Raw genomic sequence first — 13,173 nt, 5'->3', positions numbered from 1 at the left:
CTGGCGCACTCGCCCAAGGGCCTCAGTGCCAGTGAGCTGCGATACAACCGGGCGGCCTTCATGCCGCGACGGCGGGAACTGGCCGAACGCTGGGCGTCGATGATCATGATTGATGCATTGTCGGTTGACGAGATCGTCCACAGCCCCCGGCGCAAACGGCGGACCTAGTTGCCGCGCAAGGCTGCCTTTTCGCGAAGCCATGCGGCGACCTCGTCCTTGTCCCAAAGCGAGCGCGAGCCGAGCTTGATCTGCTGCGGAAACCCGTCGTCATCAATGCGCTTGTAGACGGTCGAGGTGGCCATGCCGGTCATCTCGCACACCGCTTCGATGGAAATGAGCGGAGGACCAACCCCGGCCAGATCCCTCCCGTCCGATGGCGCTTGCTGGTCTGCTGGTTCCGGCACTGGCTGCGCTTGGCGGGAGACCGCTCGTGCGGCCCGCAGCTTCGGTTCGGTTACCATCTCGATTTGCCTGGCGGTCAGCGGTCCCAGCTCGGGCAACGCAGCCAGCCATTGATCGAAGCTCTCGGCACCCACCAGGATGCGATGAGTGGGGGCGGCATCGGGATCCGCCCAGCGTTCAGGATCGAACGCGCCGGTCGCAAAGCGCGAGAGCGGCTCGTCGATTTCCCACCATTCGCTCGGGATAGGCTGCACTTCGCCGCCGCCCAGCGGGCGCATGGAGCTCGCCAGTCGTTCATACACAAACGCCTTGGTCATGTCCTCGGATTGCAGCCTGATAAGATCGCGCGCAGCGTCGTTCGGACCATCGTCTTCCGGTTGCGCGAAGATGGTTGGCAGCTCGTAGGGCATGAACCCGAGCATTGCTTCCACAAGCTGACCGAACGCCCAGACGAGCGTGACGCGGCCGACCGAACTAACGTTGGAACGCTCTTCGTATGGCGACCAAGGGTGTAGGTTATGGCTCATGGCGAACAATTATCAGAGCCGGCGGGCTTGGCCATCGGGTTTCTCGACTGACTTGCAGTATCCCCGAACGATGGCAGCTATGCGCCCCATTCCCGATCGTTCGAGCCTGCTTCTGGACTTTCCGAAAGCTGCCGTTAATCGGGCGCCGGCCTCGCGTCACCTTTGCGCCCCCCCGCTCGGTCATAGCGTGCCGCCTGAAAGCGGAAATCCTTGTCAAGTCGCGGAGATGGCAGAGACTGGGACAGGCACGTCGTTCCCAGGCAGCAGGTTGAGCGTCAGCTATTGTCAAAAGCCGACGTTCAGCGTTGTGTGCGCGGCGTGGCGGTACGACTGAAGCTGGGCCAACAAGCGCCCGCCCGGTTTGGAACCGGGGCGTTTCATCCAGATAGCGCGCGGACCGAAAGTGCAAGAGCTATGGCTGTATACTTCATCTACCAATTGAGCGCTGGCGAGCCCTTGCTGAAAATTGGACGCGCCAAGGACATCTATCGGCGCCGCGACGCGCTGCAGACCGGCAATCCGCATACGGTGGTGCTAGTCGGGTGGATCCAGTCCGATGCAGACGGCCTCCTTGAGGCAGAGTTGCACCGCAAGCATCACGCGCGCCGCGTCGCAGGCGAATGGTTCCGTCTCGAGCCAACCGAAATCTTGGAGGATCTCATGCGCGCCGGCAGCGATGGCTTCGTCGCGCGACATGCCGACGCATTCGAAATAATCGGCCATGATCGTGACGCCTTTCCCGAATATCTTGGCGTCTGGGAATGGGGGGACCTCGAACTCGATGAATGCTGTCCATTATGTGGTGCCATGTGCGGGATGCATTTCCAGGAGGCGTCCCAAGCCTATCACTGCATCAGTTGCGGGCGTTTGGGCGACTTCTCCGATCAGACGCCAGACTTCGACACTGAAGAAGTAAATCGCACTTGGCTGGCGGACAATCCTCCGCTTCTTCCTGCAGGAATGGATCGGTTTGCGATCCTGGGCGGCGCACCGGATTATCCAGAGCATCTTCGCCGGAACGGACGTCTGCGCTAGTCCGTCAGCGCCGATCTGAGATCCGTGATCGCATCTACATCTCGATCCAAAGATGATCGATTTGGATCGGATTGAGGTCGGCGCGCCGGTTATGGCGCGATCGCAATGCTGCCATGCGCCGCTTGCCGTCATGAACGATCATTGCAAGCTTGTCGGCGGCCGACCAGTTCTCGGTCGCATCCTTGACGATACCGTCGATCCAGCTGGCGATTTCCGCTTGCCAATGGCCTATGTCGTGAGTCTGGACATAACCTATCATCGCGGCCTGTTCATGACTTGCACCGTGATGTCCGGCCTTGAAACGCTGCACGCCGCCGGTGGAGCTGAACCGGCTGATCAGATATTCGCGCTCGTCACGATCGCTGGCCGATGGCGTCGGCAATCGCTTGCATTCGATCGGAAGCAAGGTGCGGTATTCGGTATATTCGCGTCCCCTTATCCAGATCACTTCACCGCTCGGCGCGACGGCGAGGTCGATTGCGCGCCGCCCGTCCGCCTCGTCCGGTTCCTCCCGTCGGAATTGCAGAAAGTCCCAGCCCGGTGCATGCCGCGAAGCGCTGTTGAGGCGCGCGCACAGCTGCGCTGTAAGTTTCGTTTCACCCGTTGCTGCTTCGCGAAATGGGTCGTCGCGCCAGTCCGGAAGGACGCCGCCGATGAATGTCACCAGTGCGCCAAGCCACTCGCCGGGAAAATGGATGCCAGTTCCGAGTGACCCTGCCCGAGCAACGCTTTCCCCGTCATCCGCCAACATCTCAGAAGCCTTGCGCGCGCAAATCGGCGAGGATGTCGTCGGCATCGCGCAACGCGACCGAGCGTGTCCAGAAACGATGTCGATCAGGCTTCAGCAGGAAGACGAAACCCTGATCGTAAAGACGTGTGATCCGGGTGATCGTGAGGCCGGACCCGCGACGTTCGTACAAAAGGCCGTCAAGCTTATGCCGTAGCGCTTCGGCATCTGACCAGTCGACCTGTCCATCACCGAAAACATAAGCCCGGCAAATCGTGCCGGACCAATGATAGGATGGCAACGCCCGCAAAGGGTTGCGGCCGTAAACAGCGTTGATCTGCTCGAGGAGCGTGCTGTCGAATTGCTCGAGCGCGTCGGCCGGCGCACTGTGCATGAGCTTGGCGCGCGTTCCCAGTCGAATGAAATCACGCTGAAAGGCGACGATGTCGTCGGTCAGAATCCGTTCGTTGGCGCTCAGGTCGAGGTTGCCGTCCTCAGGGAAGGGGAGCGCAAAAATATCGGCATTGAAGACGGCGGTTGCCCGCTGTGTGAAGAGCCGGGTACTGATACCGGCGACATAAGCCTTAAGCGCGACATGCTCTCGGTCGAGCCACTCGGCGACCGATGTGAGCCGCGCGATGTCGCCAGGCGCGGAAAAACCGACAATCTCATTCTTGAAGGCGAGATAGCCGTCCTGCCAGAGCTCGCTGTGAAGGTCCTGATGTTCCTTGATCAGCAAAAGGGGCGGCTGAAAACGGCGGCTGGTCTTCGGATCCTTGATTGGCGCGTCTGGAACGACCGTGATCCGATCCGCCTCGATACCATCGGGGCCAAGCGCATCGGTCGGAAGAAGCGGTCGGCCGATTAGGTGGTCGATATTGCTCGACGCATTTTTTTGACCGCCGAAATAGCCCTCGCCGGCATCCCACCCTTGCTGCGATGCGTATTGCTCGAGGGTCGGAAACTGCCGCAGTCGCTCAATGAAATCCAGAACCCGGCTTCCGCCGAGCAGATTGGCTCGCCAGATATCACGTGATGCGACGGCGACCGCGTTGGCGAACCAATACATGTCATAGTAGTCGATGTCGAAGCCCTGCTCGGCGCTGGCCCGGCCATTTCGCCGAAATACGGCATGGAGCAGACGGCCGTCCGGGCTGGGCTGGGCCGCTTCCGCAAGGATGACCACGACCTTGGGATCCGCATCGCCCTTTTTGAAAAGACCGCGCACGGACACGAAATCGAGCACCTCGCGTACCGCCCAACGGCCGAAAAAGGCTTGCCGGAACGTGAGGGCGTGCTGGTTGTACAGGAAGCCGGACGGCTCGATCATGGCGAGCACTCCGTCTGGGGCGAGCAGCTCCATTGCTTCGTGCAGGAACAGATAGGCAAGCTGGTTGTCGGCCAAGCTGCCATGCGCCTTCTTGTAAGCGGCATAGCAACGTTTCGCGCCATCGGTCGTCAGCTTGGACTCGAATGGCGGATTGCCCACCACCACCGCGACCGGCGCCGTGACCAGTCCACGCGCCTTCGCTTCGAAGAAGCAGCTTCCGTGAAGCGTATGGTCACCCAGCGGCGGGAAGAGCTTTACGCTGGACCGGATATCCTCCGGTTCGAGCGCATCGCACAAGCTAAGGCAAAGGCTGAACGCAGCGAGCTCGACCGCGCCTTCCTCAAGATCGATGCCATGGACGCGCTGCAGGAGCGGACGAAGCTCGTCAACGCCGGGACGTGCCCAGCCATTGCGCCAGCGCCAGTGGAGCACCAGCCGCTTATAGGCTTCCACGAGAAACACCCCCGACCCGCAAGCCGGATCGAGGATTACGCCGTCTCCCTCCATGAGCGCGTCGATCCGCTTCCAGCTGAGCGCCTCCTCAAGGATCAGCCGGACCAAAGCGGGCGGCGTGTAGATCGAACTCGCTGTGTCCTTAACGAACAACTGGTAGATATTGCTGATCAGCTCGACCGGCAGATCGCGGAACGAGTAGAGCCGCCACAGGCTAAGCTGCCCAGACGAATCCTCATATCCTTCGACAAGCCGTGCATAGCTGGCCAAGCCCTCGCTTGCGGTCAGAGCCGCCTGCTCGGAATCCTTCAACCGGAAGACATGCCCATTGAAGCGCTCCTCGAGCGCTTCCAGCAGTCTCACCAGCGCCGGACCATTTCCCAACACCTGGAAAAACTGCGTCGCACCGGGCAGGGCGCGATCGAAATCGTCGGGCAACAGCACCGAGCGTTCTTCCAGATAGGCGATCAGCAGCGACAGTATGAGAAGCCGCCGCTGCAGGCCTGCGTCTAGCAGCTTGCGCTCGCTCATCTGCTTTGCGAGCCCGCGCACTTCGTCGACAAGCTTGCGATGCGCGGACTTCTTCGCCGACAGCATCAGCCGGCAGGCATCGGGATCGTCCCAGATCGCCCCGTTGCGGATGCGGCTCGCATCCCACCACACGTCTTGGGCGGCGATCTCCGCGCCGATCGTCAAGGTCCGGATCGGCCGGCAGACAGGCGTGCCGTCCGGCCCGAGAAAGTCGGGCTCGTGCGCGCACCGGAATAGCTGAACGCGGCCGGGCCCGGCCCGATAGACGATGGGAACGCCACCCCAGCTCCACAAGCGCTTGTGGAGTTCCGCAAACTGCCCATCATCGCCATGATCGGTTATGTCGAAGATCAGCGCCTGCGCTACCGGTGCGCGGCCATGGCGTCCGGCTTCGAAAAAGACAGCGCGCGCGCCATAGGCCGCCGCCTTCTCGACCACGGCGACCTCTTCGGGCGAGCGCCCGTCAGGTGCGTAGTCCGCAATGGCAACCAAGCCGTCGACGACGGGGAGATCGCCACCGCCGCCGATGGCAAATAGCCATTCTGCGCCGACAAAACTGGCGCCCGGGCTGTGAAGTGTCATCGCCGGCTCTTCAATGAGGATGCGGCCGGCCGCCAAGGCTGACGTCGGATCACGTCTGCCGCTTCTTCTTCGAGAGCGCGTAGCCCTCCTTGAGGAGGTCGGTCATACTTAGGCCTTGAGACGCAGCAAAGCCTTTGAAATCGCGCTTGAATTCCTCGGTAACCTTGAAGTTGAGCGTCTTTCCCTTGTCGTTGTCGGACCCGGATTCATGCTCGATTGTTTCGGTCTGCCGGCTGGCCATTGCGAAGATCCTCAAACGGCGACCGCCCCAAGGTCGCAACGCCAAGGCAGAAATACAGATTTCCGACTCTCTGACAAGACCGAAAGCCAGACTGTCAGAATATTGGAAAGCCAGAAATAATGAAATCTGGGTCATGTTCGCTTCCGTTACAGCGAATGGCAGGGCTTCGCATCGGAACACATAAAGAACATGAGCAATTGACGCTAGTTTGCGTCATCGCGCGTGCATCCCACGCCGCGCGTAGCGTAGATAGAGCCACGGTGCCCGCGCAAGCGGTCAGCTGCCAGCCTCGTCGGCCGCACCACTCCCGAAATGATAATCTGGATCATCCTCTCCTTGAGAGGATCGCCATGATAGATATCAGAGGAGGTCGATCCAGGGGGCTAGACAGAAGTTTCGCGGGAGCAGTGGCAAATGGAGGGGGAAGAGGCAAAGGTCATCGACGCGCGACAGCTGGTTCGCATCGAGGCTGTGCATCGCGGTTTCCTATATCAGCACATCTACGCGTCGATATGCCTGCTGATGGCGGGCGGCGCCGGGGTCGAGCGGATCATCGTCGAGCACGACGAGGACGTTGAGGTCGTCCTGCCTGGTCGGCATATCTATGTTCAGATCAAGACGCGCCAGGATGATCTGGCGAGCGGCGACATTAGCGGAGCGCTCGACCGGTTCGCCGAGATCCGCAAGGCGCACGCGGATGGCGACCGAGCCGGCGAGGCCTCCTTCGTCATCGCGTCGAACGCGGCGCCCAATGGGCCGCTGAAGGAGAAGCTGGCGGCCGACGATTGGCCAAAGGATGTGGCTCTGCATTGGCCAGAGGGTCCGAAGCCCGAGGATCCTTGCCTCCCGGTGCCGCCAGCAAGCGTCCCTGATGCAGTCGCGGGCTGCTCGGCTCTTGCAGCGGGCCTCCCGCTTGGGTTGCTGCGGCCGGACACCTTGACCTGGAAGCTGGCGAGCATGGTCATTTACGCGTCCGCGGGCGCTCCTCCGCGGACGGATCACGACTTTGCGCGGGAGGAACTTCCCGACCTGTTCGAGCAGCTCGCCGTCCAGATGCAGGAGCTTCCTACCCCGCCCGCGCCCTATCGGGCACAGATCAACGAGCCTGCCCTGCTGGGCGATGATGAGGTCCGGATCGTCTCGGGCCTTTCAGGTGCGGGCAAGACCGCCTGGGTCGCCGAGGCGGTTGTCCACGCGCCGCTGCTGGTCACCTATCTCGACGTGGTCGACATGCCAGGCGCGGCGCTGGCAACGGCCGTTGCACGCGAGGTCGCGGGCAAGATGTTTGGACGGTCGAGCGGGAAGCTTGGCGAGATATTCCTGCCCGGCGCCATCGGCCTCGACATGCTGGGGGCGCTCAGCGTCAAGCTCGGCGAAGAGGCGATTGCGGCGCATGTGGTGATCGACAATGCGCACCGCGTCCCGCCGAGCGATCTCGAGGCCGTCGCGGCGCGCGCACCGAATCTGCGCATCCTGTTGCTGTGCCAGCCGGGCGCGGCGGTGACCGAACTGGAAGCGAAGCTCGGCATCAAGGCGGAAACGCTGAACGGCTGGGATGAGGACACGATTGCCGCGGCACTGCACGATACCGGATGCCAGGCCGATTTCGCCGATTGCGAGCGGCTGTCACGGCTGACGGGTGGCTTGCCATTCTACGTCATCAACGCTGCAGTCGTGGCGGCGCGCGAATATGGCGGGGGCGTCCGGGATTTCTGTGCCGATGTCGAGGCGCAAACCCATATCGTCGAGACCGCGCAGGAGGTCATTTTGAAGCGCGCGTTCGAGTCCCTTTCGGCGGAGGATCGCGAGACTGTTGCTGTGCTCAGCGCGGCGGATGTCCCGCTTTCGCGGGACGAGGCGATGAACCTGCTGATGAGTGCCAGCGGCCTCGACAAGAAGACGGCTGCGCTGAGGCTGAAGGCCCTGCCCGCGACCGGCGCGATGGAGATGTTCGGCAATAGCGGCTTGAAGATCCACGACGCGATCCGCGTCCTCGGGGCGGCGGACCTCGGTGCCCGCGGCAAGGGGGCGGAGGAAAAGGCCAAGAGCGCGCTACTCCAGGTGATGATCACGTCGATCCGCGAGGATTGGTCCATCGCGAAGCTCGGTCTCCTGATCCGGCTGTTCGGACAGGTGGGCGATGCCCGGATCCTCGTGGAATTCGCGACCGACGAGCTGTTTCACGAGATGGGCGTTTGGCCGGAGATCGAGCCCTACCTGCTGGCGATCGCGGCCAGTGAGGAGGCCGACCCCGAAACGCGGCTATGGGCGCTCGACGGCCTCGCCTTCAACGATCTGCGTGATGGGGAAGCCGAGCCGGCGCTCGAACGAACCAATGTGATGCGTGCGCTACTCGAGGCCCATGAACTTGGCGACGATGAATGGCTCGCCTTTGGCATGAAGCGCATGCTCGCATTTTCGCGGCTGGGCGATGCCGACGGTGTGAAAGCTATGTCCGACGAGGTGGAGAAGCGCCTGCCGGACAAGTCCGAGCATCGCCGCGTATTTCGCTACAATCGCGCCTGGGCATTGTTCAAGCTGGACCAGCGTGAAGCTGCTGCCGAGGAGGCAACAGCGCTGGTCGGGGAATATTATGGGGTACTCGGTCTGACGCCAGGCGACGTATTTGGACGCAATGCGCCGGAGCTTCGGCCGTTGTTGCGGAAGGATAAGGACGTCACCGATACCGTTAAGCACCTCGCAGATACCCTCGATCTGCTGGCTCAATCGGTCGGACAGTTCAGCCAGCGGTCGGCCATGACCCGCATCCACGCGATGAAGTTCTACGAGCTGGCTCAGGCCTACAATTCGCTCGTGCGCGTAGGTCAGGATTTGGTGGACGAATTCGTCTGGGTTCACGACTTCACCGGGGCGCGGGAAATCCTCGAGAAGAATGTTTTTCCATTCATCCAAGCGATCGGGTTGGTGTCCTGGGTGCTTCCCGTTCGCGCGCTCTATGCTGTGGTGCTTGCTTATTGCGGCGACCATGGCGCTGCAGCGGCCGAGGTTGCGCGGTTACGCCCCTATGAAGAAGCGATGCCGCCGGGACATCGCGATGCTTTCCAGAACCAGAAGAAAATGATCGAGGATCTGCGTCTCCATGGCGGCCCACCCCAGCGCCGTGTGGAGATACCGGTGCCCCTGCAGGCCCTATTTGATCAGCGGCGGGGCGCCCCGCGCGCTGTCGAGCCGCGCCGGAAGATCGGCCGCAATGAGCGCTGCCCCTGCGGATCCGGCAAGAAGTACAAGCAGTGCCATGGCCGCTGATCGGAAACGCCCCGGCAGCGACGCGATGGATCAGCATGGCTTCATCTCCAGCGTCTTCGAGGCCGCCGGCGGTGAGCCCGTCGATGCACTGGTGCCTGCGGGCTACACGGGCAAGCGCGCGGATATCCTCTTCCGGACCGATGGCATCATTGCCGAGATCAAGTCTCTGATCAACGATCGGCGCAATGATCCCAAGGTCGGGGAAAAACTGGCGAAATGCTCGCGCGTGATCCAGCAGGCCCGGTGATTTTCGGCGAGGTCACCATCGGCCTGCATGACCTGCCCGGTCGTCTGGCAGAACGCGCGCTCCGCGAGGTGGGCGACCGGGTCCGAAAGGAGGTGTCGTCGGCCGGAAAGCAAATCGAGGCGACCCGGACGATCCTCGACATGCCTGAGACCTTTGGTTTGCTCTTGTTCGTCAGCCCTCCGGACAGGATCGGGCATCAGTCGATCGCGTGGTTGGTCAACGATATCGTCCGCCAGTCCGCGGATCGGTGCAAGCTCGATGGATTGCTCGTCATGGAGACCGCGCTCGGCCTCGGTGATCCGGAGGGGATCAACGCCAACAGCTTCTCATCGGTCTGGTCGATATCGGGCCGACCGGCTCTGGTCGCTTGCCGACAGGTGGCTGTCCTCGCGCTCGGGCTTGTCGAACATCGGCTAGGCTTTCCCTTATGCCACGATCGTCACGCGCACCGGCGATCCGGGCGGACCTGTTCACGCATCTTCGAACGGCGGGGCGGCCGGGTGGCGATAAATCCGGTCGCTGATGTCCGGGCCTCCCCAATTCCTGAACGTCGCGAGCACGTCGAGCAGCGGATGCTCTTCGACCGCGGACGGGCGGTTGAGTTCGGCATATAGAAGCTCGACGGGGCGACTGTGGAACAGATGACAGAGGCTGTTGGCGAGGACATCGGCCGCCACCACGATCGGGTTCTCATCGCCCACCGACGTGATCACCAGACTGTCGACCGTAGTCGTCACCTGAAGCTCGGGCGGGATTTGCGCTTCGAACCGCATCTGAGTGCTCACCACGGTCTTCGTGACCGTGTCAAAGCCGGTGGCGCTGCTGGTGCGAGGATCCATGTCGAGCAGGTCGGCTGCCTTTTGCCGGAACAGCTTCGCGATCGGCGCATCGACATTGTCGGTAAGCACCAAGATATCGACGGGTCCCGGATTCCGCTCCTCGATATAAGCGAGGATATGGCCGTAAAGGCCCGTGAACAGGATCGCGTGGAGCGACTCCGGCTTTTCGCGCGGACTGCCGACCTTGATCCTTGGATTAGGGTTGGAAGCCGCCATATCCGCCCGCACATTCGCGTGCAGCTGCTCGACGGTTTTATGCCAGCGGTGGAAACCGGCGACATGGATCGCGTACCAGAAGCAGGGCAATTTGAGATCGAGTATCACGGCGAACAGGCCTGCCCGCAGTCCCGCCTGCTGTGACGGTTGCAGATCGGTGATGTGCAGCTTGCCGTCATCACTGCGATAGGGCGCGATTGCCGCTTCGAGCCTCGGCTCGGCGTCGGACAGCATTTCCTCCGGCACAAACAGCCCGGCGAACACGCCGACCTGCCCGGGAAATTGCTCGTCTTGGTCGGCATAGCCCTTTGCGCCGGATTCGTCGCAGGCGAGAATGATCTTCATGAGTGTTCGATGTCCTAGACCGCCCGGCCGGCACCGCTGAGCGGCGTCGACAAGATGATGGTTTCATGCGGCCCCGCCGGTTCCCGCCCAAGGACGTGCAGCGCGTTCAATCAGCGGTGCCGCTGGCGCCCCTCGACAATGATCAGTCGCACGTCGGGCAACCTCGCACCGCCGTCGATGACGCCGAACGGTGTAGATAGGAGCACCATCGGGTAGTCCCAAGTTCATTGGTCAAGCGCGACCGCCGTCGCATGACGATCGACACCGCCGCGCCCCTGGAAGGTGTCATAAATCGAACTGGGGATGCAGCTCAGCGCCCCAGGCGCGGTGGATGGCTGCCAGCAGCACTTTGTCGTCCCAGATCCGCATTTCCCAACAGAGCATTTCAGGCTCGGGAAGCTGAACGGGGAATGGGACCAGTGCCGGTAGATCCATTGCTCGATCAGGTCGGCCGGCAGGTGTGCCAGCACTTCGCGGTTGCGCGACCACTAGACGTCGAAGGGCTCTTTCGCATGCGGTGATTCGCCAACTGGCCTAAGCGTGTCCGGCCAAGCGGTAGCCGGTAAATGATCGAGGTCGAATGACTCCATTGCGCAATCATAGCGAGCAGGAGCATGAGCTGAAGCCCAGTCGACCGGACGGGAGAAGCAGGTTGGAGCAAGAGAACGGACGCTGGGGAATCTGGATCGACGTCGAGGGGTTCAGCAATCTCTGGAGCGCGGGCGACCAGGCGCTGCGTGGCATCGGCCAGCTCACCAGCCTGATCTTCGCGATCGGACGGAAATGCTACTCCCGGGACGGCGAGCGCCTGTTCGCGCATCAGATGGGCGATGCCTTCTACATTGCCAGTGACTTCCATGAGGAGAGCCTCGACCGATGCGCCGCCCTCGCGGTCATGCTGATGCGCGGGATGACGGAGATCGGCTGCGTCGCCCGCGCGTCGATCGCCGAGGGCGACATGGCCGACTATAGCGGCTGCCGGCCGCGCGAGGTGCAGACCGAGGCGCACCGCAACGGCGATGCGGACGTGGTTTCCCTTGGCGACGGGCTGATGACGCTGCAATCAGTAATGGGCCAGGGCTTAATCAACGCGGTCACGCTCGACAAGCTGACCAACACCAAGGGCGCCATCCTCACCATCGCGGCAAGCAACGCCGGCCGACTGTCGCCGGGGTTCGTCACCCGCGCGCTGGCGGAGGCGCCCGGGATTATTTCGATCGACTGGGTCCACTCGACCTCGGAGCGGTTCGACGAGATCGTCGAGCGAACAAGGCTCCCAAACCCCACATCCGGCACGCTGGAGCAGCGGCTCAGGGACTATGTCGTGGAACACGGCCTGCAGCCGAAATGGAGCGATCCGACCTTTCGATATGCCGGCCTAGACGCCTGATCGCGATTGAGACGGGCGCCTCAAGCGCCCATAGCGGCTCAAAGCAATATAGGAAGAACAACCGTGTCCGAAGCAAAACGCGGGGCGGCCGAGCGTGCAGCCGACCATTTGGTTTGCGCGACACGAATGGCGGGTCTCAGTAGGAGCTGCCTCTCGTATCAATTGCACTACACATCTTGAGCTGATCGACAGCTGCCCGAGCAGATCGTCTAATTGAACGGCAGCTATCCGCTCCCATTCGCCCAAAACCTGCCATTCAGCAAACGGCCCACAAGAGGTCGTAACTACATCAATAGAGAGCCCACGGGCTGCGCCGATTAGGAAGAGGGTTCCCGCCTCGCTTGCGGAACAGCGCCCGCGCCGCATGACCCAGGCAGCGAGAGATGATGATCCGGCGATGTGCAACATGCCCCTGTGGCGCATGGTTCAAATGGAAGTGGGCTGCGAAGGGAGGGTCGATGCCCTTAGCCATGTAGCTGGTCGTGCGCCGGGCGCGTCCAACACCTACTTCACTTACATGAACCTGGCTCGGCCTGAAGCGCGCGAAGTATTTGGCCATAGCGCGGCGAACGAGATAGAGTAGGCGCTCGATCTGGTCGGCAGGCCATTCCAGCAGGGCGTGCACGTGTTTCGGGCCGTAATGGCGTGGTCCTTCTCTCCGGTTTGGCGGGTTCTCGAAAACGGCGATCGCAGCGAACGGGCGCTGGATGGCCTGCCGCTTGCAGTGAGCGTTCCAGCGGCGCCGGATGTTGGCCCAAATCTTCGTGCGGAAGATTTCGTAGTAATTTGCTTCGGGGTCGCGAGGCAGCGTGTTGAAGTTGATGGTCAGGAAGACATTGAGATTACGCTTGAGCGCGGAAGCGAAGCGCTCCGCATGAAGCATCGACCGGGCGCTCTCGGGCCGCAGGCAGGAGCGTTTCGGTAGTCGCTTCTTGAAAGCTTCGTGTGCCCATGGACGCATGTCGCTAGGATGATGACGATTGCTTGAATTTGGGTAAAACAGGCACTTATTGCAAAACGGTTCGCCCTACGCCCCCTGTT

The 13,173-nt window shown here is 62.0% G+C and carries 10 protein-coding genes; 4 read left to right on the top strand and 6 right to left on the bottom strand.

Translation table 11 applies throughout. From position 1 onward, the window contains the following. Positions 1-164: 164 nt before the first annotated feature. Entirely contained in the window at positions 165-929 is a 765-nt protein-coding gene (locus tag AAW00_RS15325) for a helix-turn-helix transcriptional regulator (protein ID WP_206539319.1), read from the bottom strand. A gap of 318 nt (positions 930-1,247) precedes the next feature. On the opposite strand from AAW00_RS15325, the gene AAW00_RS14585 reads away from it, so the two are divergent. Further along, a complete protein-coding gene (locus AAW00_RS14585) occupies positions 1,248-1,964 on the top strand; it encodes a GIY-YIG nuclease family protein (RefSeq protein WP_206539318.1) in 717 nt (238 codons plus the stop codon). A gap of 34 nt (positions 1,965-1,998) precedes the next feature. Here AAW00_RS14585 and AAW00_RS06385 read toward each other — a convergent pair whose 3' ends face one another. The 3 genes from AAW00_RS06385 to AAW00_RS15320 are packed head-to-tail and all read right to left on the bottom strand — an operon-like array spanning position 1,999 to position 5,963. Then, complete coding sequence (locus tag AAW00_RS06385) at positions 1,999-2,715, bottom strand: hypothetical protein (RefSeq protein ID WP_047003377.1); 717 nt, start codon at positions 2,713-2,715, stop codon at positions 1,999-2,001. Between the two features lies 1 nt (position 2,716). Next, a complete protein-coding gene (locus tag AAW00_RS06380; RefSeq protein ID WP_206539317.1) occupies positions 2,717-5,623 on the bottom strand; it encodes an HsdM family class I SAM-dependent methyltransferase in 2,907 nt (968 codons plus the stop codon). Between the two features lie 13 nt (positions 5,624-5,636). Then, a complete protein-coding gene (locus AAW00_RS15320) occupies positions 5,637-5,963 on the bottom strand; it encodes a hypothetical protein (protein WP_206539316.1) in 327 nt (108 codons plus the stop codon). Positions 5,964-6,242: 279 nt separating this feature from the next. On the opposite strand from AAW00_RS15320, the gene AAW00_RS15385 reads away from it, so the two are divergent. Continuing rightward, positions 6,243-9,095: an SEC-C metal-binding domain-containing protein gene (locus tag AAW00_RS15385; RefSeq protein ID WP_047003374.1), complete on the top strand. Its 2,853-nt coding sequence runs from the start codon at positions 6,243-6,245 to the stop codon at positions 9,093-9,095. Beyond that, complete coding sequence (locus tag AAW00_RS06365) at positions 9,085-9,342, top strand: hypothetical protein (RefSeq protein WP_156169954.1); 258 nt, start codon at positions 9,085-9,087, stop codon at positions 9,340-9,342. The genes AAW00_RS15385 and AAW00_RS06365 overlap by 11 nt, the downstream gene beginning before the upstream one ends. A 470-nt stretch (positions 9,343-9,812) precedes the next feature. Here AAW00_RS06365 and AAW00_RS06360 read toward each other — a convergent pair whose 3' ends face one another. Beyond that, positions 9,813-10,742, bottom strand: a complete 930-nt coding sequence (locus AAW00_RS06360; RefSeq protein ID WP_047003372.1) for a hypothetical protein — start codon at positions 10,740-10,742, stop codon at positions 9,813-9,815. A 652-nt stretch (positions 10,743-11,394) separates the two neighbouring features. Here AAW00_RS06360 and AAW00_RS06355 point away from each other — a divergent pair. Then, positions 11,395-12,132: a hypothetical protein gene (locus AAW00_RS06355; protein WP_047003371.1), complete on the top strand. Its 738-nt coding sequence runs from the start codon at positions 11,395-11,397 to the stop codon at positions 12,130-12,132. Between the two features lie 289 nt (positions 12,133-12,421). On the opposite strand, the gene AAW00_RS14915 is transcribed toward AAW00_RS06355, so the two are convergent. Continuing rightward, the gene (locus AAW00_RS14915; RefSeq protein ID WP_156169952.1) at positions 12,422-13,093 is read right to left on the bottom strand and encodes a hypothetical protein; all 672 of its coding nucleotides are present in this window, start codon (positions 13,091-13,093) and stop codon (positions 12,422-12,424) included. Positions 13,094-13,173: the final 80 nt, after the last annotated feature.

Origin of the sequence: Aurantiacibacter luteus (assembly GCF_001010945.1) — a bacterium.
Taxonomy (GTDB): Bacteria; Pseudomonadota; Alphaproteobacteria; order Sphingomonadales; family Sphingomonadaceae; genus Alteraurantiacibacter; species Alteraurantiacibacter luteus.
The sequence above is the reverse complement of the archived record's forward strand: the minus strand, read 5'-3'. Positions and strand labels throughout refer to the sequence as shown.

What these genes read in the sequence shown, in the direction of transcription:
- AAW00_RS06365 (WP_156169954.1), top strand. Translation starts at nt 9,085, where the DNA reads ATGGCCGCTGATCGGAAACGCCCCGGCAGCGACGCGATGGATCAGCAT.
- AAW00_RS15385 (WP_047003374.1), top strand. Translation starts at nt 6,243, where the DNA reads ATGGAGGGGGAAGAGGCAAAGGTCATCGACGCGCGACAGCTGGTTCGC.
- AAW00_RS15320 (WP_206539316.1), bottom strand. Translation starts at nt 5,963, where the DNA reads ATGACCCAGATTTCATTATTTCTGGCTTTCCAATATTCTGACAGTCTG.
- AAW00_RS14915 (WP_156169952.1), bottom strand. Translation starts at nt 13,093, where the DNA reads ATGCGTCCATGGGCACACGAAGCTTTCAAGAAGCGACTACCGAAACGC.
- AAW00_RS06360 (WP_047003372.1), bottom strand. Translation starts at nt 10,742, where the DNA reads ATGAAGATCATTCTCGCCTGCGACGAATCCGGCGCAAAGGGCTATGCC.
- AAW00_RS06385 (WP_047003377.1), bottom strand. Translation starts at nt 2,715, where the DNA reads ATGTTGGCGGATGACGGGGAAAGCGTTGCTCGGGCAGGGTCACTCGGA.
- AAW00_RS15325 (WP_206539319.1), bottom strand. Translation starts at nt 929, where the DNA reads ATGAGCCATAACCTACACCCTTGGTCGCCATACGAAGAGCGTTCCAAC.